Origin of the sequence: Paenarthrobacter sp. CAP02, from assembly GCF_040137855.1 — a bacterium.
Taxonomy (GTDB): domain Bacteria; phylum Actinomycetota; class Actinomycetes; order Actinomycetales; family Micrococcaceae; genus Arthrobacter.
Map to the genome: position 1 here is coordinate 164,524 of NZ_JBEEII010000005.1, position 18,990 is coordinate 183,513.

The window sequence follows — 18,990 nt, forward strand, 5'->3', positions numbered from 1 at the left end:
TTGTCTGACGGAACATTTTCACCACGGATTTAAGGACCATCCAGCACATGAATAACCAGCTCCATCTAAGAACCGTGTCGATGGTGGCCGCTTTGCTGGCCATCGCCACGGCTGTCCTGGGACTGGGATTGACGGCGTTGCCAGCCAACGCCGCAACCCTGCCGGACGCGCACATCAACCTCACAACCGAATCAGTCGTGTCCAGCCAATGGGACCAGGTGGACCTGAGCTGTGGGTGGTCCGTCCCGGACCACTCACAGCCCGGCGATACCTTCAGTGTCCAACTGCCTTCCCAGCTCCGTTGGTTTGGCAAGGCCTCTTTTGACCTGAATAACGCAAACGGGGACACCGTGGCCACGGCGGTCGCAAATGATGCCGGATTGGTGGTCTTCACACTCAGCGATTTTGTAAAAGCCCATCCCCTCAACGTGGGCGGAACCTGTTCGTTCAGCACGCAGTATGCGTTGGTACCCACGGGTGGCGAAACGAAAGAACTGACGTTCACTGTTGGATCCAGCGTCGTCCGGGTGCCGGTAGCCGTTGAACCGTGCCAGAAAGACTGTGATCCGCAAGCGCCTACAGCCGCAGGCAAATCCATGAGCTGGGTCGATCCAGCCCAAACTGAACTCAGGTCTGTTTTCACCATGCCTGCCATGCCTGCCGACAGCAATGATGTTGTTGTCACCGATACCCCCGCGGCTGGAATGGATATCGACTGCGCCCGGGTCACGCCCCGCATCGGTCAAGTGGTGGGAAGCAACGGCTCCATCGTGGAACCCTACGATGACGACCAGTACCCGGCAGCCATCGACTGCACCCCCGGGAAAGTCACGGTTACGTGGAACGGACTTCCCAAGGGCGAGCACGTTGAGCTCTTCGTTGTGACCCGGGTGACTGATCCGTCCCTGGCTGTCTACGAGAACACGGGCACAGTGACCATTGCCGGCACGGAAAGCCCGGTGGTCGCTCAGCTTCGGCGAACCGAAGCCAGCGGCACGGGTGACGGAACTGCGGTACCTACGCCTACTCCCACCGCGACAACGGCAACACCCACCCCCAGCGCAACGCCGACACCGAGCGCCACGCCGACGGCCACGCCGAGCGAAACCCCAAGCGCAACGGCAACACCGAGCGCCACGCCCACACCCACGGCGACAACGGCTACGCCTCGCGCAACACCCACGGTGACTTCGGAACCCGTTGTCACTACGTCCAGTCCAGTACTCGTAGTGCCAACGGAGCAGCCATCGAAGGCCGCCGCGAGTGATGGTTCGGAGCAGCTGGCCAGCACGGGCGCCCAGGGATCAGCGTTCGTCTTCGTCGCCGCAGCCTTGCTGGCCGTGGGATCCTTGCTGGCCTTCGCCAGTGCCCGATGGAAGGGGCGGCGGACCAACTAATTGAAGGTTCGCAATGCCCTTCGGGGCGAGACCACGTCGGTGGGCTGGCACACGGTGCGGCCCGCCTGCGTGGTCCTTTATTCGCGGCTCGCGCTGGCATGGGTTGGGGGCCAGCGCGAGCCGTTCCAGTGGCGGTCTATTCCGGGAATGCCGACGCTCAGCGCATAGTTGATGGAAGTGCAACCGATGCGAATCCAGCCGAGGAGAACAATGAGCTCGCCCACCACCGCCACCGATGCCCAACTTGCCCGTTGGGAGCGGTTTCGTTCGGGCCGAAATGCGGCGCTGGCAACAGACCATGGCTGGCTGACGCTGACGTCATTCCAGTGGCTGCAGCCAGAGCCGTCCGAACTCGAACTGGTGCCAGGTCTTTGGTCCACGGACGGCACCACAGCATTCCTTACGGCGAGCGCGGCTGACGGCCTCACGTTTGTCGAAACCGGTGATCCTGTTGATGGCACTGTCAGCGCGGTATTGCAGGATGAAGATTCACTGATGTGGGTTCAATGGGGCGGGGTGGATGGCCGGCAGGTGGTGGTGGAACTTGCCATGCGTGCGGACAAGTACGCGATCCGCACACGGGACAACAGTTCGCCGGTGCTGACGGAGTTCAAGGGTGTTCCTACTTTCAGCTATAACCCGGATTGGGTTATTGAGGGCAGGTTCGAGGCCTACCCGGAGCCCGTGGATGTGCCCATCGGCACTGCCAACCCGTTGGTCGATGGTGTCCACCGGTCCGTGGGCGAGGTGGTCTTCCGGGTGCCGGGCGTCCCCCACGAGATCCGCCTTCATGCCGAGGAAGAGAAGCTTGGCGCCCTGAACGTGACCTTCCACGATGAGACCAACGGGGACTCCACGGATGAGTGGCGGAAAGTTTTCATTCCGCGTCCCCGCCCGGACGGGTCGGTTGTCATCGATTTCAACCGCACCATCAACTACCCCAGCGCCTTTTCGCCCTATGGCACTTGCCCGATGCCCGTCCGCGGTAATTCGATCGATGTCCGCGTGGAGGCAGGCGAAAAACTTCCCCAGGAATGAACACGCAGCAGCAATGACCAGGTGTGGCGCCTAGGCGATAGCGGATACCCCCGTCACAGCACGGCCCACGATGAGGGAGTTGATTTCGTAGGATCCCTCGTAGGTGTAGATGGCTTCGGCATCCGCGAAGATCTTTGCCATCCGATAGTCAGTGACGATGCCGTTCCCGCCAAGGATGGACCGCCCCAAGGCTACCGTTTCGCGCATTCGGGCACTGCAGTAGGCCTTCGCGAGTGCTACCTGGGCCATGTCCGCGCCTCCGTGGCGAATTCCGTGCGCATCCGTGGAGATGCCCTCCTGCAGCTGGGCTATGCGGACCATCATTCCCATGCTGGCCACCGCGTTTCCGAGCATGTCCACCAGATGCTGTTGGATCAGCTGGAACTTTGCCAGGGGCTTGCCGAACTGGAGACGTTCGACGGCGTACTTCCGGGCGACGTCGAACGCCGCCAGTTGCTGGCCTACTGCCTGCCAGGCGACCATGATGCGGGAGCCACGGAGCAAGTGGTTGGTGTCCGCGAAACTGCTGATCCCGGCAAACCTGTCCGCCTCCGCCACGTGGACGTCCCGGAGCACGATGTCCGCGTTCTGGACTGTTCGCAGGGCGATCTTGTTTTCGATGCGACTGCGGGTGATACCAGGCAGTGTCGCGTCCACGATGAAGGCGAGCACAGAGCCATCGGCTTCGTCTTTGGCCCACACCAGCATGTAATCGCAGAACGTCCCGTTCCCGATCCAGCGCTTGGTGCCGTTGATCACCCAGTAGGTGCCGCCGTCGGACTCTGGACGCTGGACTTTCCGCGCAGTCGTCTGCATGCCGCCGGCGACGTCGGAGCCGTGGTCTGGTTCAGTGAGGGCGAAGGCGCCTGTGGTCCGGAGGTTGGACGCATCGTCAAGGTAGCGGTCTTGTTGTGCGTCGCTGCCGAAGTCGTACAGCGATTCGACGAACAGATCGTGGTGGACCATGAAGAAGGTCGCGATGGACGTGTCCACCCGTGTCATCTCGGCGATCACCAGGCCCGCGAAGAGGTGCGTGTAGCCGCGCTGCGCAGGTGCGCTCAGGCGTAGTGCAGCGAGTTTGGGCAGGATCTGTTCCGGGAATTCGGCTTTTTCCCACCACTGCCCTGCGTAGGGCGCTATTTCGGATTCGAGGAAGGCCCTCAGTTCGTTTAGTTTCCGCTGTTCCTGGACGCTCAACAGCGATTCGAAGTCGAAAAAGTCGGCGGTGGGCAGGTCTGCTACGGACGCTGGGAGGCTGCCCGTGGATGTCGCAGCGGCAGCGCTGTAGTCGCCCATTACTTGAGTCCCATGCGGATGGCGCCGTCCAACCGGATGGTTTCGCCGTTGAGCATCGCATTATCCACGATGTGGGCGGCCAGGTTGGCGTATTCTGCTGCGCGGCCCAGGCGGGCCGGGTGCGGAACCTGCTGTCCCAGGGAGTCCTGCGCCGACTGGGGCAGTCCGGCCATCATGGGTGTTTCAAAAATGCCGGGCGCGATGGTCGCTACCCGGATCAGGGAGCGGGCGAACTCTCGGGCCAGTGGCAAGGTCATGGCTGCTACGGCGCCTTTGGAGGCCGCGTAGGCCGGCTGTCCGATCTGGCCTTCGAAGGCGGCAACGGAAGCGGTGTTGATGATGACCCCGCGTTCCGGTCCTCCGAGTTCGGTGGAGACCGGCTCGGTTTCCACCATGGCTGCGGCGGCCAGCCGGATCACGTTGAAGGTGCCGATCAGGTTGATCTGGATGACTTTGTTGAAGGTCTCCAGGGGCAGCACGCCATCGCGGCCGAGGACTTTCCCGGGCGTGGCTATGCCCGCGCAATTGACGACGATGCGCAGTGGTCCCAGGGACATCGCAGCATCGACGGCGGCCTGGACCTGGGATTCGTTGGTGACGTCAGCGGGAGCGAAGACGGCCCTGGCCCCCGCTCCACCGGCATTGAGTTGTGCCGCATAGTCCTCGCCGGCCGACTGTGGCAGGTCCACCAGCACTACCGACGCTCCGGCGTCGAACAAGCGCTTCGCGCTGGCGGCCCCCAACCCTGATGCGCCGCCGGTGACCAGCGCGACCGTGCCCTTGATGTCCATCCATCCTCCTTGATGCAGAACCTGAATCCGTTAATGCATGTTAACTGGAATTGTGATCCAGCGCACCTTGGGCCGTCCCGCTAGGCTGGTGGCATGCCAACGCACGAGACCCCGGACAGCCCTGCTGCTTCCACCGCGGACGCAACGGAGTGGGCTGCTCGCGCAGACCAGGCGGCACGATCGGTCACTCACGGTTTCGGCCGCCGGCTGCTCTTCCTGCCCGGCACCCACATCGCGGCGGTAAGCCTTCCCACTGCCGGCCTGAAGCGCAGCCTGAAGAGCCGCCTGGGGCCATGGCATTACTGGTGGCAGGCACATTACGTCGACTGCCTGGTGGATGCCGGTCGCCGCGAGTTGGCCACCAAGGTGAAGTTCGACGGCGCGTCCCGCCCGAGCGCCGGAAGGTTGGCTTCGCGGCTGGTCACCACCATCCGATTGAGGAACCTGCTGCGTTTCGAGAACCACTACTACGACGACATGGCGTGGCTGGCACTTGCCACCCTCCGACTCGACAAGCTCGCGGAAGAGTCAGCAAATTCGGGGCGGCGCCGCAACGCCGTAGTCCGCAAGCGACTGACCCCGCAGTTCGATTCCGCATCCACCGACGACTTTGGGGGCGGCACCTTCTGGAGCACCAAGCGGGACTTCAAGAACACCCCTGCCACGGCGCCGGTTGCCCTTTACTACTCCCGGACCGGCCACCGCAGCAAAGCCCAAGCCCTGGTGGACTGGCTCGACGGCAAACTGCTCCATCCCGAACGCGGCATCTTCCTGGATGGCCTGCGGCCTGCGAACGGCGGGATTCAGATCGATGACGCCGTGTACACCTACAACCAAGGCCCGGTGCTGGGCGCTTTGCTGGAGCTCGGTGGCGAGCACAACCTCGGCAGGGCCACCGCACTGGTGGCCGCTGTCGCCCGCGAACTGACCCTGCCGGGCACCAGCGTGGTCCGCGGCGACGGAACCGGCGACGGCGGCTTGTTCACCGGCATCCTGCTGCGTTATCTCGCCTTGGCTGCCCGCGATGAACGGCTGCCGGAACCCACCAGGACGGCCGCGGCATACTTGGTCCGGGATACGGCAGAGGCGTTCTGGACAGGCCGAACCGAGGGGCGGGAACACCCTCTATCCCCACTGTTCTCCTTCGATCCCCTGCGGCCGGCGGGTGAAACATATCCCCCAGGTACCGCCGTCGAGCTTTCCACGCAACTGCAGGCGTGGATGGCTTTTGAGGCCGCCGCCACGCTTCCCCAACAATTACGGCACGCAATACTTCCGTAATTGTGGTGACCCCTGTCACATTTACCGCTCTGGATGGTGTTAAGAAGGGTTGGCTAACCTACCCTTTTTAGAGCAGGAACCCCAACCTTCCTGCCAGCACGGGCCAAACCCCACTCCATTGACTCCGTGTCGTGTTCCAAGAAAGAAGCCCTCATGAACTTTCCCAAGAAAGCCCTGGCGGGAATCGCGCTCCTCGCGTCGGCCGCACTTGGCCTCAGCGCCTGCGGCTCCAACGCCAGCACAGCTCCGAACTCCTCCGAACCAGCCGCTGCTGGCGACGGGATCACGGTCTATAACGCCCAGCACGAAAGCCTCACCAAGGAATGGATTGACGCTTTCACCAAGGAAACCGGCATCAAGGTCACCGTCCGCCAGGGCGACGACACCGAAATGTCCAACCAGATTGTCCAGGAAGGCGCAGCCTCACCGGCCGACGTGTTCCTCACCGAGAACTCCCCTGCAATGGCGCAGGTTGAGAACGCGGGCCTGTTCGCCGACGTAGACAAGGCCACCCTGGACCAGGTTCCCGCAGAATTCCGCCCCTCCACGGGCAAGTGGACAGGCATCGCCGCCCGTTCCACCGTGCTGGTGTACGACAAGAACAAGATCAGCGAAGACAAGCTGCCCAAGTCCATGCTGGACCTGGCCAAGCCTGAGTGGAAGGGCAAGTGGGCCGCATCGCCTTCCGGTGCCGACTTCCAGGCGATCGTCTCCGCCCTGCTGGAACTCAAGGGCGAAGCCGCCACTGAGGAATGGCTCAAGGGCATGAAGGAGAACTTCAAGGCTTACAAGGGCAACAGCACCGCCATGAAGGCCGTCAACGCCGGCGAAGTGGATGCTGCGCTGATCTACCACTACTACTACTACGGTGACCAGGCCAAGACCGGCGAGAACTCCAAGAATGTCACGCCGTTCTACTTCAAGAACCAGGACCCGGGCGCGTTCGTTTCCGTGTCCGGCGGCGGCGTCCTCAAGTCCTCCAAGAAGGCCGCCGACGCACAGGCGTTCCTGAAGTTCATTACCGGCAAGAAGGGCCAGGAAATCCTCAAGGATGGCACGTCCTTCGAGTACGCCGTTGCCTCGCAGGTTGATTCCAACGCCAAGCTGGTTCCCATCAAGGAACTGCAGGCTCCGACCGTGGACCCGGCCAAGCTGAACTCCACCAAGGTCACCGACCTGATGACCAAGGCAGGACTCCTCTAGTTCTGTGACCACTGATCTATCGGCTTCCAACGTTCCACGTTCCCAGGGAAGCACGACGACGGCGGGCAGGGGCAAGCGCCCCCGCCCGCCTTTCGGCGTTTCAACAGTGTCCCTGTTGGCCGTGCTCATCGCCCTGTTTTCCCTGATTCCGCTGGGCTATGTGGTGTACATGACGGCCACCACCGGATGGGAGACGGCGGTCAGCCTCATCGTGCGTCCGAGGGTGGGTGAGCTGCTGCTGAACACTGTCCTGCTGACGGTGTTCACGGTGCCGCTGTGCTTGGTCCTGGGCGTGGGCGGGGCCTGGTTGGTGGAACGGACCCAGCTGCGCGGACACCGTTGGTGGGCAGTTGCATTGGCGGCACCCCTGGCCATTCCGGCGTTCGTGAACAGCTACTCGTGGGTGTCCGCTGTTCCGTCGATGGGGGGCCTCGGGTCCGGTGTCCTGATTGCCACGCTCTCCTATTTCCCGTTGGTCTACATCCCCGCAGCAGCCACCTTGGGCCGCTTGGATCCGGCCATTGAACAATCCGCGGCCTCGTTGGGGCTGGGCTCGTGGGCCGTCTTTTTCCGGGTGGTGCTGCCGCAACTGCGTATCGCCATGACCGGCGGCGCTTTGCTGGTTTCCTTGCATTTGCTGGCTGAATACGGTGCCTTTGCCATGATCCGCTTCGACACCTTCACCACCGCCATCATGGTCCAGTTCCAGTCAACGTTCAACGGGACTGCGGGAAACATGTTGGCCAGCGTCCTCGTGTTCCTTTGCCTGATCCTGCTGCTGGCCGAAGTCAGGAGCCGCGGCAACGCCCGTTACGCGCGCATCGGATCCGGTGCACAAGCCAAAGCCACCAGGCTGCCCCTTGGCGTTTCCCAGGTCCCCGCGCAGCTGGCACTCCTGGCCCTGACAGCCTTGGCGTTCGGCCTGCCCCTGTGGTTCGTGCTGAAGTGGCTGTTTGCCGGGGGCACGGAGGTGTGGGCAGCTGAGGAGTTCATGCCGGCACTCGTCCAGACCCTTCTGTACGGGGCGGCGGGCGCTGTGGTCACCACTGTGGTGGCGTTCCCCATGGCGTACCTCGCGGTGAGGCGACCCAGCTGGTTCAGCAAGATGTTGGAACTCTCCAACTACGTCACCAGTTCGCTCCCCGGCATCGTGGTGGGGCTGGCCTTCGTTACCGTCAGCATTCGGGTGGTCCCCGGTGTTTACCAGACGGCCGGTGTGCTGATCGCAGCCTATGTCCTGCTCTTCCTTCCGCGGGCGTTGGTCAACATCCGCTCTGGTCTGGCCCAGGCGCCCAAGGAACTCGACGAGGCCGCCCAATCACTGGGCAAGGCCCCATTGACCTCCTTCTTCCGGGTCACGTTGCGGCTGACAGCTCCGGCCGCGGCAGGTGGTGCGGCGCTGGTATTCCTTGCCATCGTCAACGAACTCACCGCCACGCTGCTGCTCTCGCCGAACGGCACCCGGACGCTGGCCACGGAGTTCTGGAGCAAGAGCAGCGAGATCGACTACGCAGGCGCCGCCCCCTACGCCCTCCTGATGATCCTGCTCTCGGCCCCCATGACGTACTTGCTTTTCCAACAGTCCAAGAAAGTAGCCGGACAGTGACCGAACAATCCCCCTCCAGGCTTCCTGCACCCCGGGTAGCACCGTCCGTGGCCCCCACCACGAACGCCCACCTGGACATCGCCGAAGTGACCAAGAACTTTGGTTCCCAGGCTGTCCTGAAGGGCGTCAACTTGTCGGTGGCCAAGGGCGGCACCACCGCTATCGTGGGGCCGTCAGGGTCGGGCAAGACCACCCTGCTGCGCCTGATAGCCGGGTTCGAACATCCCGATACCGGGACCATCAGCCTCAACGGCTCACCAGTGGCGGGCCAGGGCCTCTGGGTCCCGGCGCACAAGCGGCAGGTGGGCTACGTGGCCCAGGACGGAGCTCTTTTTCCGCACCTGACGGTGGGGCAGAACGTGGCCTTCGGACTGGATGCGGGAAAGCTCGACGGCGGCCGCCGCGGCGTGCGCGCCCGTGTCCAGGAGCTGCTGGAGATGGTGTCCCTTGACGCGTCCATGGCCAAGCGGCGTCCGCATCAGCTGTCCGGCGGGCAGCAACAACGCGTCGCCCTCGCCCGTGCGCTGGCGCGGGAACCTGAGCTGATGCTGCTGGACGAGCCGTTCTCAGCCCTGGACGCCGGCCTGCGCGTCGCCACCCGCAGGGCCGTGGCCAAGGTGCTCAATGCTGCGGGAGTAACCACCATCCTGGTGACCCACGACCAAGCGGAGGCGTTGTCCTTCGCCGACCAGGTAGCCATCATGCGGGGCGGGAAACTGGCCCAGATCGGAAACCCGTTCGTCGTCTACACCCGCCCGGCTGACCGCGCCACCGCCGAGTTCCTGGGCGACGCCGTCATCCTGGATGCATGGATGGAAGGCTCGTTGGCGACCTGTTCGCTGGGCGGGATCCCCGTCCGGCGGCCACCGGCCCAAGGCAAAGTCCAGCTCATGCTGCGGCCGGAGCAGATCCGGATCGCGTCCGACGGCCCGATCCGCGGCGTGGTGGTGGACACGGACTATTTCGGCCCGGAGACCACTGTCCGTATCAAACTCGGCGAGTACAGGGCACCGGACGGCAGCGCTTCGGGCAACAGCTACCGCTACCCTGGGGGCGGCGAAGTCATTACCATCCGGCACTGGAACGCCTCCATCACCAAGCCGGGCACGGAACTGTGCCTGCGCGTGGTTGGCGAGGGCGTGGCTTTCCCCTTCGAATCCTGACCCGCTCCGGAACCTAAGAGGGCCGTTTCTTCTGCGGGTACGGCGCCTCGTGGCGGGCCAGCATCTCCACGAAACCGGCGATCTTCCGCTCCCGCGTGTCCGCCCTTTTGACCAGGTTGGTGCGGTGGATGAGGGCGAAGCGGTTCTGCGATGTCAGGACGTCAAACATGGCCTGCGCCTCCGGCACGGCTGCGATCGCCGCCGCCAAATCAGCGGGCACCACCGAATCGGCCGGACCCGCGTAAGCTGCCTCCCAGCGGCCGTCCGCCTTTGCGGCCTCGACGGCGGAACGGCCGGCGTCGGTCATCTTGCCTTCCGATTCGAGCCGGGCAATGTGCCCCACGTTCCGCGCGGACCAGATGCTGCGGCGACCCCGGGGCGTCATACGCTGGAAGTAGCTTTCGGCGTCGCGGCTCCTGGACTGGCCATCGATCCAGCCAAAGCACAAGGCTTCGTCCAGCGCAGCGTCGTAGTCCAGTTCGGTGACGTTGCCACCCTTCTTATGCAGAATCAGCCACACGCCGGCGCTTTCCCCGGCATGGTCGGCCAGCCACGCACGCCACTCGTCGGCGTCTTTGACCAGTAGTTCTTCCAATTCAATGGGCATGGCCCCAGCATAGGCTTGGAGAAGGATCCCGAAACCCACCAGGAGACCCCATGTTGCGAGCCCGCCCCATCCACTACACCTCCCGCCCGAAAGACTGGACCACCATCCTGGAAGCGCTGGGTTTGGTGAAGACGGTCGACGACGACGAGTGGCAGGAGTTCGACGCCGGTTCGGGTCGCCTGGCGCTGGGGCATGTGGAGCACGGCCACCCCTTGGATGGCTCCACGCTCTTCAGCGTCGAAGTGGGGGACGTGGACGAGTTCGTACGCCGTACCGAGGAAACCGGCACCCAGGCCGAGGTTCACGAAACCCCGGAAGCCACCACCGCACGCATTAGCGCAGACGACGGTTTCGAGTTCTTCGCATTCCCCGCGACACGGGCGGCCGATGGCAGTTGGGCGACGTCCCCCGACGCCGACCCCGCCCTGGCCGTGGTGGCCAGCTGGGTTAGCCCCTTGGTGGAAATGTCCGCCAACGTACTCCGCGGCATCGGGGCAAAGCCCCGGAGCGCGGATGACGAATCAGCGACCTTCAACACCAAGAACGGCGGCATACTCCAGGTCATTCACGGTGCTGACGCTGGCAACGGGGTACTCGCTTTTAAGTACGACGCCGGGCTTGACCCGTTGCTTGCACAGCTCACCCAGGCGGGGGTTGAGGCCCGGATCAGCGAAGGCATCCTGTACGTCGCCAACCCCGATGCCGCTGGCGGGGCGGCACCGGCGTCGATAGTGGTGGAACGGGTGCCCGCCTGAAGGGAACGGGCACCCGCATGGGGCTTACTGTGCGTACCGGAGGCTGGTCAGCAGTGCCTTGAGCTTGCCGTACTGCCCTGACTGCATCCAGGCCTCCGCGGCCTCCTGCGTCATGTTCGGGTCGATATTCACCTGGGCGGTGGCAGCGCCGTTGCCCATGATCAGGAAGCTTGCAGCAGAGGTGCTGTCGGGACCTTCGGTCATCAGCATTTCCGGGACGATGCCCACGAAGAACCTGGTTTCCGCGGTGTCGAAGGGATAAACGTCCCGGAAAACCGCAAAGTAGGATGCCCCGTCCCGATCATCAAAAGAGGTGAGCTTCTGCGAGTCCAGAATGGTGCGGTTGACGGGCCCGGCCACCACTCCCCCGACACCTCCGCTGGTTATGTCCACCACGTTGTGCCCGTTTTCATCGAAGATGTGGGCAATGGCGAAGTGGTCGTCGTAAGGGTAGTCGTCCCCGGGCGCAACAACCGGAACTTCGGCTTGCATTCCCCAACCGGACGGTACCTCGAAGGAGATGTGCCCGTCCGGGAAGGTGTAAGTCCCGATTTCCGGGTAGTTGGGAGATACATGCGGCGTTGAGGGCTCAAGAGGGGTAATCGGGGTCACCACAGGTTCCGGGGCCGTCACCGCGGGTGTGGGCTCAACGGATTCCGTGGGTGCTGGGGCGGGTGCCTCTGTCACAGGCTCGGCGACAACAGGAACCTCCACGGGCGCTGGAACCACCAGCGGGGCAGGCTCGACGACTGGGATGGGGGCTACGGGATCGGGGTCCGCCACCGGGGCATCGACCTCGGCCACCGGCGCAGCGAGCACTTCCTGCGGGGACGCGAGCACTTCCTGCACGGACGCGGCAGGACGCTCCGTTGGCGCGCGGTCGGCCTCGGGCGACGACGGGGTGCAAGCAGTAAGCGTCAACGCCAAAGCCAGCGATACAAGGGTGGCGTACTTGGCGTGTCCGGTTCGTCGGTAGTTCATTTCTGGGTTCCTTCCCCCACGGAGTCATGAGCAGATTTGCTTGCTCGAACATGTTGTTTCCGGGTCTGGTCTGCCGGTTACACAGCGGGCAAACAATATTTCGAAAACGGCAATGCGCAGCGAATCGGCCCGGCAAATGCAGGAGTCAATCCCCCGTCCCCGAATACAGCCGAGAGCGTAACGGCCCCGTGCCCGGCAGGGCCTCCACGGAACTTGCACCGGTGATGGGGTAGAACTTAACCATGAGCGTACGTACACCCGACCCGTATCCAGGCTGGCTTTCAGATGAAGACCTCTTCGAAGCCCGCGGCCGCCTCCCCATGGTTTACGTGGAGGCCGTTCCGGTCAGGTTGGATCCGCTCGGGTATGTGAACGAAGTCGGCACGCTCCTGCAGGGCGACGCCGATGGCAACATGGTCCGGTACCTCGTTTCGGGCCGCGTCCTCTACCGCGAGACCATCCGGGCAGCCCTCCTGCGGCACATGGAAAAGGACCTCGGTCCCCTGGCGTTCCCGCAACTCCCCATCAGTCCCGTCCCCTTCACCGTGGCCGAATACTTCCCCGCACCCTCGCAAACGGGTTTCACGGACGACCGCCAGCACGCTGTATCCCTGGCCTACGTCATACCGGTGACCGGCGAATGCGAACCGCGCCAGGACGCACTGGAACTGACGTGGATGACGCCGCAAGAGGTGCTGAGCGAGAACGTCCAGCAGGAATTCGACGGCGGCCGGGGCAACCTCGTGCGGCAGGCACTGGCTTTCTCGGGCATCGTCCTCTAGCGGGTCCCGGCCCCTGTGCCGGCCGGTCTTTGTAGACTGGACGGCGGACCCCAAGAGAACCAAAGGACTTCCGATGACTCACAGCCCAGCCACACAGCAGTACAAAGAAAAGCAGGCTGGGGACCTGCAGCCCGGAGATTTTGTGTTCCCGCCCGGCGACGGTCCAGCCGCCGAAATCCGCGCCGTCGAGGTGAAGAACGACGATTACGGCGTGCCCGCGCTGCTGCTGGTGACAACGGTCGACGGCGGCAGCATCAGTGTCGCTGTCGGGTCCAGTGTCCCCGTGGGTGACGGAGTTCCTGCCGGCCCTGGTGCTGAAGCGTCAGTCGACGCGCCGGACCAAGCCGAACCGGACTCCAGCACCCCCGCAGAACCCGACACCGAAGCGCCCGCTGGGCCCGCCGTCGTCGTTCCTCCCCGCCCCGAAACCCCGCCCACGTACACCGGGCCCAGCGCCGAAGAACTCGCACTGATCCCCGAACCGGACGGCACTCCCGAAGCGGTGGTGCGGGCCGCGGCCGCCCAGCACAAGGGCAAGAACGGTGTCCAGGTGCTGGCCGAACGGCTGGCGAAGGGCATCAACACCAAGTCCGGAAGCTGCCTCCGGGACCTGAGCGACCTCGCCTTCGATCTGTGCATCGTGCTCCGCGATCCGGACCATGCGCTGGCGGTCGCGGACCTGCTGAACGTCCTGCCTTTCGACGGGAACCTGGACCGGTGGGCGTCGATCGAACGCGCCCTGGCGCTGTCCAGTTTCATCTGCCGCGAGGCCGGCCAGTCCGAACGGGCAGCCGTCTACGAAAAACTGCTCCGCGCGCCCGAATCCCAGGAGGAAGACCCCTTCAAAGCCCGGATCAATGCCAGGGTCCGCCAGCGTTCGCTCAACGAACCCAACCTCTACGACAAGGAAATCTTCCGCGCGATCGACAACGGCAACCACGAGGCCGAGCGCGAATGGCGTTTCCTGCGCCTGGAAGCCCTCATGTTCCTGCGTGCCCACGGCGGTTCCAAGACCATCGGCGAGGACGAACTGGCCCGGCGGATCGGCAACGAACTGGAATCGGTGCGGGCCTAACAGGTCCCGGGGCCTGTTATGCCGGGGCGAACGGCGGTAGATTCGGGGCCATGACGAACAATCTGAGCGTTGTGGTTAATGCCGATGCGCAGCAGGTTTGGACAATGCTGCGTGAACCGTCGCTGGTCGCCCAATGGCACGGCTGGGAGGCCGAGGACCTGAGCGATGAAATCAAACAGATCTACTTCAACACCGACGTCGTGGAAGGGCCCGATCACACGAGCCTGACCGTCAACGGCGGCGACATCTTTGAACTCCACCCTGTCTCGGGCGGAACGGAAGTGCGGATCACCAGGGTTGCCCTGGACCACGATTCGGAGTGGGCGGACTGGGACGAGGACATCACCCAGGGCTGGCTCACCTTCCTCCACCAACTGCGTTTTGCCCTTGAACGCCATCCGCACGGACACCGGCGAACCCACTTCGTCTCCCTTCCCGGCAAGGGCGGACCGGCCATCGAGAAGTTGGGGCTGGGGGACCTGCCGCCCGTTGGGGAGGAGTACTCGCTCACCCTTGCTACCGGCGAGAAGATCTCCGGCAAAGTCTGGTTCAAGAGCCGGCACCAGGTTGGCCTCACCGTCCACAGCTACGCCGAACACGGGGACGGGCTGCTGATCGTCGCCGAGCAGTTGCCGATCCCGGAGAAAAGGCCCGACGGCGGGTCCATGGTAATTGCCTCCACGTACGATCTGGGGGCCCACACGTTGGCTGACATCCGGTCCTCATGGGACAACTGGAAGGCGGAGAACTACGGGTCGTAGGGCACTCTCCGCTGGGTACCACCGGTAAAGCTGGCACACTAGGTAGGTGCCAGCTTCCGTTCCCGTTACCGCGTCAGTTTCCTCCCCGGCTACTTCCCTGCCTGACCTGCCGGGGTTGTCCGCCCGGCAATCCGAGTTCTCGTTCACGGTGGGCACCCGCCTGACTGAAACATGCTCGCCGTCGGACGCCCAAGTGGACGCCAACGGCGGCGCTTTCCTTGGCCGGACAGGAACCATCACCACGCCGCACGGAACCATCCAGACGCCCGCGTTCATCGCCGTCGGAACCAAAGCGACCGTCAAGGCCGTGCTGCCGGAGTCGATCGCCGGGTTTGGCGCGCAGGCGGTCCTGGCCAACGCCTACCACCTGTACCTGCAGCCCGGGCCCGAAATCCTCGACGCCGCCGGCGGGCTGGGTGCGTTCATGAACTGGTCAGGGCCCACCTTCACCGACTCCGGAGGGTTCCAGGTGATGAGCCTGGGCTCGGGGTTCAAGAAGGTCATCGACATGAAGAACGTCGATTCGTCCGGCCCTGATGACGCCGTAGCACCGGGCAAGGAACGGCTGGCACACATCGACGATGACGGCGTCTGGTTCAAATCGCACCTGAACGGTGACCGGCACCGCTTCTCCCCTGAGATCTCCATGCAGGTCCAACACAAGATCGGCGCGGACATCATGTTCGCCTTCGACGAGCTCACGACGCTGCAGAATTCCAGGGCCTACCAGGTGGAGTCCCTGGAACGCACCCGTTTGTGGGCGCTGCGGTGCCTCGAGGAACACGCGTCCTTGACTTCTTCCCGCGTGGGCAAGCCGTACCAGGCCTTGTTCGGAGTGATTCAGGGAGCCCAATACGAGGACCTGCGCCGCAAAGCCTGCCAGGATCTCGGTGCCATGCCCTTTGACGGATACGGGATCGGCGGAGCGTTGGAGAAGGAAAACCTGGGCACCATTGTGCGCTGGTGCAACGAGGAACTGCCCGAGGACAAGCCCCGGCACCTGCTCGGCATCTCCGAACCCGACGACATCTTCACTGCCATCGAGAACGGAGCCGACACGTTCGACTGTGTCTCCCCCACGCGCGTTGCCAGGAACTCAGCGTTCTACACACCCTTTGGCCGGTTCAATTTGTCGGGGGCTAAATACAAAGCCGATTTCGGGCCCTTGCAGGACGGCTGCGACTGCTACACGTGCCAGAACTACTCACGCGCGTACATCCACCACCTGTTCAAGGCCAAGGAGATGCTCTCCGCAACGCTGATCTCCATCCACAACGAACGCTTCGTGGTGAAGATGGTGGACGATGCCCGTTTGGCCATCGAATCCGGGGACTTCTTTGAGTTCAAGGCAGAGACGCTGGGCCGGTACTACTCCTAGGCCCTGGTCCTAGGCCCTGGTCCTAGGCTGCGACTGCGCCGTAGCTGGGCTCGCGCTTCTTGATCCAGCCAACAACCAGCACCGTGATTGGAACGAACAGGAACTCGACGGCGGTCTTGTAGACGAAGCCCACCAGGACGTAGTTGACGAACGAGCCAGCGTCCGAGATCCCGATGACGGATGCCGCGATGCTGCAGAAGATCAGGGTGTCGACGAATTCGCCCACCACGGAAGAACCCATGAGGCGTGCCCACAGGGATTTCTCGCCCGTGCGCTGCTTCATCTTCACCAGGATCCAGGAGTTGATGGTCTGTCCCGCCAGGAAGGCGAGCAGGGAGGCAAGGACGATCTGCGGAACCGGACCCAGAGCGCCCTCGATGGCGGCCTGCTTGGCGGTTCCGTAGTCATCATTGAAACCGGGCAGGATGATGATCACCCAGTAGCAAAGAGAGGCGAACACACTTAGGGCAAACGAGGTGACGATGGCTTTGCGGGCCACTTTGAAGCCGTAGACCTCGCTCATGACGTCGCCCAGGATGTAGGCCAACGGGAAGAGGAAGAACCCTCCATCAGTGATGATCGGCCCGAGCTCCACACCCTTGGAAGCGCCGATGTTGGACAGGATCAGCACCACGGCCATGACGGCCAACATGATGCCGAAGTACGGGGAACCGATCGAGGCGAAGCGGGGTGCAGGCTTGCTCAGCGTGCTGGAGCCGGAGGGCGAGGGCATGGGTCATCCATTTCGTAGTGGTTCGCGCAGGCCGCCGCATTCTGGCTGCCCCGCTGTATTAGCACTGTGGTGGTGGGGCATCTGGCCCGGCACCGGTTCCATTGTCCCACCGCCGATCCTCTCTCACATCCCACCCCCTTCCCACCAACCCTCACTCACACCCCACCCCCTTCCCCCCCCAACCCTCACTCACAACCCACCCCCTTCCCACCAACCCTCACTCACACCCGCTGTCCCCCGGCGCCACAACCGGGAGGGATGTGAGAGAGCGTCCGCCTCAACCGGGAGGAATGTGAGAGAGCGTCCGCCACAACCGGGAGGAATGTGAGAGAGCGTCCGCCTCAACCGGGAGGAACGTGAGAGAGCGTCGATAGGTGAGCAGCCGCCGTCGGGCTGCCGTCCCCACACCAAGCCACGCAGCCCGATTCCTAAGGAAGTGTTAGGAAATGCCCCGCGGGCTATGGCTGTGCCGTGCATCACCCATAGTTTGGAATACGTCCTCTTCACCCTGGAGGACCTTTCTTAGTCAACGAAGAGCCATGCGCAAGGACGCCATGAGCACGAGCTTCATGGACAGAACGAACTCAGGCAAGACACGGCCGCAGCAAAACGCCGCCGTCCAGGAAGGTTCATTGATGAGCACCCAGCAAGCTGCACCTCTGAGCGAAGCCGCCCAGACACGCAAGGCAGTCAGCAATATCCTCAAGGGCTCCGCGGGCAACCTCGTGGAGTGGTTCGACGTCTACGTCTACACGGCGTTCGCGGCGTATTTTCAGTCGCATTTCTTCAATTCCTCCGATGATCTGCAAGCCGGCCTGGAAGCGATGGCGGTGTTCTCGACGTCGTTCATCATGCGTCCCATCGGCAGCTGGTTCTTCGGCCGGTACGCCGACCGGAAGGGCCGCAAGGCGGCGCTGACGCTGAGCGTGACCATGATGTCCGCTGGCTCATTCGCGATCGCGATCATGCCAACACAGCAGGTCATCGGCTTGTGGGCCATGATTTTACTGGTGTTCATCCGCATGGTGCAGGGCTTCTCTGTTGGAGGCGAGTACGGCACCAGCGCCACCTACATGTCCGAGGCAGCGACGGCGAAGCGCCGCGGCTTCTTCTCCAGCTTCCAGTACGTGACGCTGATCGGCGGCCAGATGCTGGCACTCCTGGTGTTGGTGATCCTGCAAAACACCATGAGCAAGGAAGACCTGACGGAGTGGGGTTGGCGTATCCCGTTCGCCATCGGTGGCGTCGCCGCGCTGGTTGTTCTCTGGCTCCGCCGTTCGATGGAAGAGACGCTCTCTTCCGATCAGCTTCGTGCCGCACACGTCAAGGTTGAGGGCGAGGCCCAGCCTGGCACCATGAAGCTGCTGCTCACCAAGCACTGGAAGCCGCTACTGATTTGCATCGGTATCACTTTGGGCGGCACCGTGGCGTTCTACACGTACACCAACTTCATCCTGAAGTTCATGAACGATACGTCCGGGATCCCCAAGACGGACACCTCCGTGATCAACTTCTGGGCATTGTTCATCTTCATGCTCCTCCAGCCCGTGTACGGCATCATCTCCGACAAGATCGGCCGCAAGCCCCTGCTGATCTGGTTCGGCGTGACCGGTGTCTTGTTCACCTGGCCGCTGCTCTCCACGCTCGCCGGCACCAAGGATCCGTTCATGGCGTTCCTGCTGATGATGGGCGGCCTGCTCATAGTTGGCGGCTACACCTCCATCAATGCACTGGTGAAGGCTGAACTGTTCCCGGCGTCGATCCGGGCCCTCGGGGTGGGGCTCGGTTACGCCATCGCCAACTCTCTGTTCGGCGGCACGGTCCCGCTGATCGGGGCAGCTTTGCAGAAATCGGATCAGGTGGATCTGTTCTTCACGTACGTCACGGCGGCGATTTTCATCTCCCTGCTGGTGTACATCTTCGCGCTGAAGAACAAGACGTCCACGCACTTGGATACGGAGCAGGGCCACGCGTTCGTGGCGAAGGGCTCCGCGAAGGACGACGACGGCACGAAGGATCGCGTCGAGGCCTGACCTACCTGCCTTGTGGGGCCCGTTCTGCGCACCTTGGATACTCCGAAGGGCGCAGAACGGGCCTCACAACGTTAAGCTCTAGTAGCGAACCAGCCAACAGCGAACCAGCC

17 protein-coding genes are annotated in these 18,990 nt (G+C 63.4%); 12 read left to right on the forward strand and 5 right to left on the reverse strand.

What is annotated here, in order from left to right; all coding sequences use genetic code 11:
• Window positions 1-47: 47 nt before the first annotated feature.
• On the forward strand, window positions 48-1,397 hold the full coding sequence (locus ABHM97_RS10630) for an Ig-like domain-containing protein (protein ID WP_349470640.1): 1,350 nt from the start codon (window positions 48-50) through the stop codon (window positions 1,395-1,397).
• A gap of 210 nt (window positions 1,398-1,607) precedes the next feature.
• Complete coding sequence (locus tag ABHM97_RS10635; RefSeq protein ID WP_235519920.1) at window positions 1,608-2,435, forward strand: DUF1684 domain-containing protein; 828 nt, start codon at window positions 1,608-1,610, stop codon at window positions 2,433-2,435.
• A 30-nt stretch (window positions 2,436-2,465) separates the two neighbouring features.
• Here ABHM97_RS10635 and ABHM97_RS10640 read toward each other — a convergent pair whose 3' ends face one another.
• A complete protein-coding gene (locus ABHM97_RS10640) occupies window positions 2,466-3,731 on the reverse strand; it encodes an acyl-CoA dehydrogenase family protein (protein WP_349470642.1) in 1,266 nt (421 codons plus the stop codon).
• Window positions 3,731-4,522 (reverse strand): SDR family NAD(P)-dependent oxidoreductase, encoded by a 792-nt coding sequence (locus ABHM97_RS10645; protein ID WP_349470643.1) that lies wholly within the window; start codon window positions 4,520-4,522, stop codon window positions 3,731-3,733. The genes ABHM97_RS10640 and ABHM97_RS10645 overlap by 1 nt, the downstream gene beginning before the upstream one ends.
• A gap of 93 nt (window positions 4,523-4,615) precedes the next feature.
• Between ABHM97_RS10645 and ABHM97_RS10650 the strand changes: the two genes are divergently transcribed.
• From ABHM97_RS10650 to ABHM97_RS10665, 4 genes are all read left to right on the forward strand, one after another.
• A complete protein-coding gene (locus ABHM97_RS10650) occupies window positions 4,616-5,803 on the forward strand; it encodes a glycoside hydrolase family 76 protein (protein ID WP_349470644.1) in 1,188 nt (395 codons plus the stop codon).
• 153 nt (window positions 5,804-5,956) lie between these two features.
• Window positions 5,957-7,006: an iron ABC transporter substrate-binding protein gene (locus tag ABHM97_RS10655; protein ID WP_235519915.1), complete on the forward strand. Its 1,050-nt coding sequence runs from the start codon at window positions 5,957-5,959 to the stop codon at window positions 7,004-7,006.
• 4 nt (window positions 7,007-7,010) lie between these two features.
• The gene (locus ABHM97_RS10660) at window positions 7,011-8,612 is read left to right on the forward strand and encodes an ABC transporter permease (RefSeq protein ID WP_349470645.1); all 1,602 of its coding nucleotides are present in this window, start codon (window positions 7,011-7,013) and stop codon (window positions 8,610-8,612) included.
• Window positions 8,609-9,775, forward strand: a complete 1,167-nt coding sequence (locus ABHM97_RS10665) for an ABC transporter ATP-binding protein (RefSeq protein ID WP_257370445.1) — start codon at window positions 8,609-8,611, stop codon at window positions 9,773-9,775. The genes ABHM97_RS10660 and ABHM97_RS10665 overlap by 4 nt, the downstream gene beginning before the upstream one ends.
• A 13-nt stretch (window positions 9,776-9,788) precedes the next feature.
• On the opposite strand, the gene ABHM97_RS10670 is transcribed toward ABHM97_RS10665, so the two are convergent.
• Window positions 9,789-10,382, reverse strand: coding sequence for a YdeI/OmpD-associated family protein (locus ABHM97_RS10670; RefSeq protein WP_257370446.1), 594 nt, complete (start codon window positions 10,380-10,382; stop codon window positions 9,789-9,791).
• 50 nt (window positions 10,383-10,432) lie between these two features.
• On the opposite strand from ABHM97_RS10670, the gene ABHM97_RS10675 reads away from it, so the two are divergent.
• Entirely contained in the window at window positions 10,433-11,137 is a 705-nt protein-coding gene (locus ABHM97_RS10675) for a hypothetical protein (RefSeq protein ID WP_349470646.1), read from the forward strand.
• A 24-nt stretch (window positions 11,138-11,161) separates the two neighbouring features.
• Here the strand turns inward: ABHM97_RS10675 and ABHM97_RS10680 are convergent, their stop codons facing one another.
• Window positions 11,162-12,118: a hypothetical protein gene (locus ABHM97_RS10680; protein ID WP_349470647.1), complete on the reverse strand. Its 957-nt coding sequence runs from the start codon at window positions 12,116-12,118 to the stop codon at window positions 11,162-11,164.
• Between the two features lie 242 nt (window positions 12,119-12,360).
• Between ABHM97_RS10680 and ABHM97_RS10685 the strand changes: the two genes are divergently transcribed.
• The 4 genes from ABHM97_RS10685 to tgt all read left to right on the forward strand — a co-directional run bounded on the left by ABHM97_RS10685 (window position 12,361) and on the right by tgt (window position 16,114).
• The gene (locus ABHM97_RS10685; protein ID WP_024819523.1) at window positions 12,361-12,900 is read left to right on the forward strand and encodes an NUDIX hydrolase family protein; all 540 of its coding nucleotides are present in this window, start codon (window positions 12,361-12,363) and stop codon (window positions 12,898-12,900) included.
• A 73-nt stretch (window positions 12,901-12,973) separates the two neighbouring features.
• Complete coding sequence (locus tag ABHM97_RS10690) at window positions 12,974-13,975, forward strand: DUF6707 family protein (RefSeq protein WP_349470648.1); 1,002 nt, start codon at window positions 12,974-12,976, stop codon at window positions 13,973-13,975.
• Between the two features lie 50 nt (window positions 13,976-14,025).
• The gene (locus ABHM97_RS10695; RefSeq protein ID WP_235519904.1) at window positions 14,026-14,736 is read left to right on the forward strand and encodes an SRPBCC family protein; all 711 of its coding nucleotides are present in this window, start codon (window positions 14,026-14,028) and stop codon (window positions 14,734-14,736) included.
• 106 nt (window positions 14,737-14,842) lie between these two features.
• On the forward strand, window positions 14,843-16,114 hold the full coding sequence (gene tgt, locus ABHM97_RS10700) for a tRNA guanosine(34) transglycosylase Tgt (RefSeq protein ID WP_349470766.1): 1,272 nt from the start codon (window positions 14,843-14,845) through the stop codon (window positions 16,112-16,114).
• A 22-nt stretch (window positions 16,115-16,136) separates the two neighbouring features.
• On the opposite strand, the gene ABHM97_RS10705 is transcribed toward tgt, so the two are convergent.
• Window positions 16,137-16,847, reverse strand: a complete 711-nt coding sequence (locus ABHM97_RS10705; RefSeq protein WP_235519902.1) for a queuosine precursor transporter — start codon at window positions 16,845-16,847, stop codon at window positions 16,137-16,139.
• 635 nt (window positions 16,848-17,482) lie between these two features.
• Here ABHM97_RS10705 and ABHM97_RS10710 point away from each other — a divergent pair.
• Window positions 17,483-18,880: an MFS transporter gene (locus ABHM97_RS10710; protein ID WP_349470649.1), complete on the forward strand. Its 1,398-nt coding sequence runs from the start codon at window positions 17,483-17,485 to the stop codon at window positions 18,878-18,880.
• Window positions 18,881-18,990: the final 110 nt, after the last annotated feature.

Coding starts and splice junctions, on each gene's coding strand:
- ABHM97_RS10680 (WP_349470647.1), bottom strand. CDS start 12,118: ATGAACTACCGACGAACCGGACACGCCAAGTACGCCACCCTTGTATCG.
- ABHM97_RS10705 (WP_235519902.1), bottom strand. CDS start 16,847: ATGCCCTCGCCCTCCGGCTCCAGCACGCTGAGCAAGCCTGCACCCCGC.
- ABHM97_RS10635 (WP_235519920.1), top strand. CDS start 1,608: ATGAGCTCGCCCACCACCGCCACCGATGCCCAACTTGCCCGTTGGGAG.
- ABHM97_RS10670 (WP_257370446.1), bottom strand. CDS start 10,382: ATGCCCATTGAATTGGAAGAACTACTGGTCAAAGACGCCGACGAGTGG.
- ABHM97_RS10690 (WP_349470648.1), top strand. CDS start 12,974: ATGACTCACAGCCCAGCCACACAGCAGTACAAAGAAAAGCAGGCTGGG.
- ABHM97_RS10645 (WP_349470643.1), bottom strand. CDS start 4,522: ATGGACATCAAGGGCACGGTCGCGCTGGTCACCGGCGGCGCATCAGGG.
- ABHM97_RS10650 (WP_349470644.1), top strand. CDS start 4,616: ATGCCAACGCACGAGACCCCGGACAGCCCTGCTGCTTCCACCGCGGAC.
- ABHM97_RS10695 (WP_235519904.1), top strand. CDS start 14,026: ATGACGAACAATCTGAGCGTTGTGGTTAATGCCGATGCGCAGCAGGTT.
- ABHM97_RS10630 (WP_349470640.1), top strand. CDS start 48: ATGAATAACCAGCTCCATCTAAGAACCGTGTCGATGGTGGCCGCTTTG.
- ABHM97_RS10710 (WP_349470649.1), top strand. CDS start 17,483: ATGAGCACCCAGCAAGCTGCACCTCTGAGCGAAGCCGCCCAGACACGC.
- ABHM97_RS10640 (WP_349470642.1), bottom strand. CDS start 3,731: ATGGGCGACTACAGCGCTGCCGCTGCGACATCCACGGGCAGCCTCCCA.
- ABHM97_RS10655 (WP_235519915.1), top strand. CDS start 5,957: ATGAACTTTCCCAAGAAAGCCCTGGCGGGAATCGCGCTCCTCGCGTCG.
- ABHM97_RS10685 (WP_024819523.1), top strand. CDS start 12,361: ATGAGCGTACGTACACCCGACCCGTATCCAGGCTGGCTTTCAGATGAA.
- ABHM97_RS10675 (WP_349470646.1), top strand. CDS start 10,433: ATGTTGCGAGCCCGCCCCATCCACTACACCTCCCGCCCGAAAGACTGG.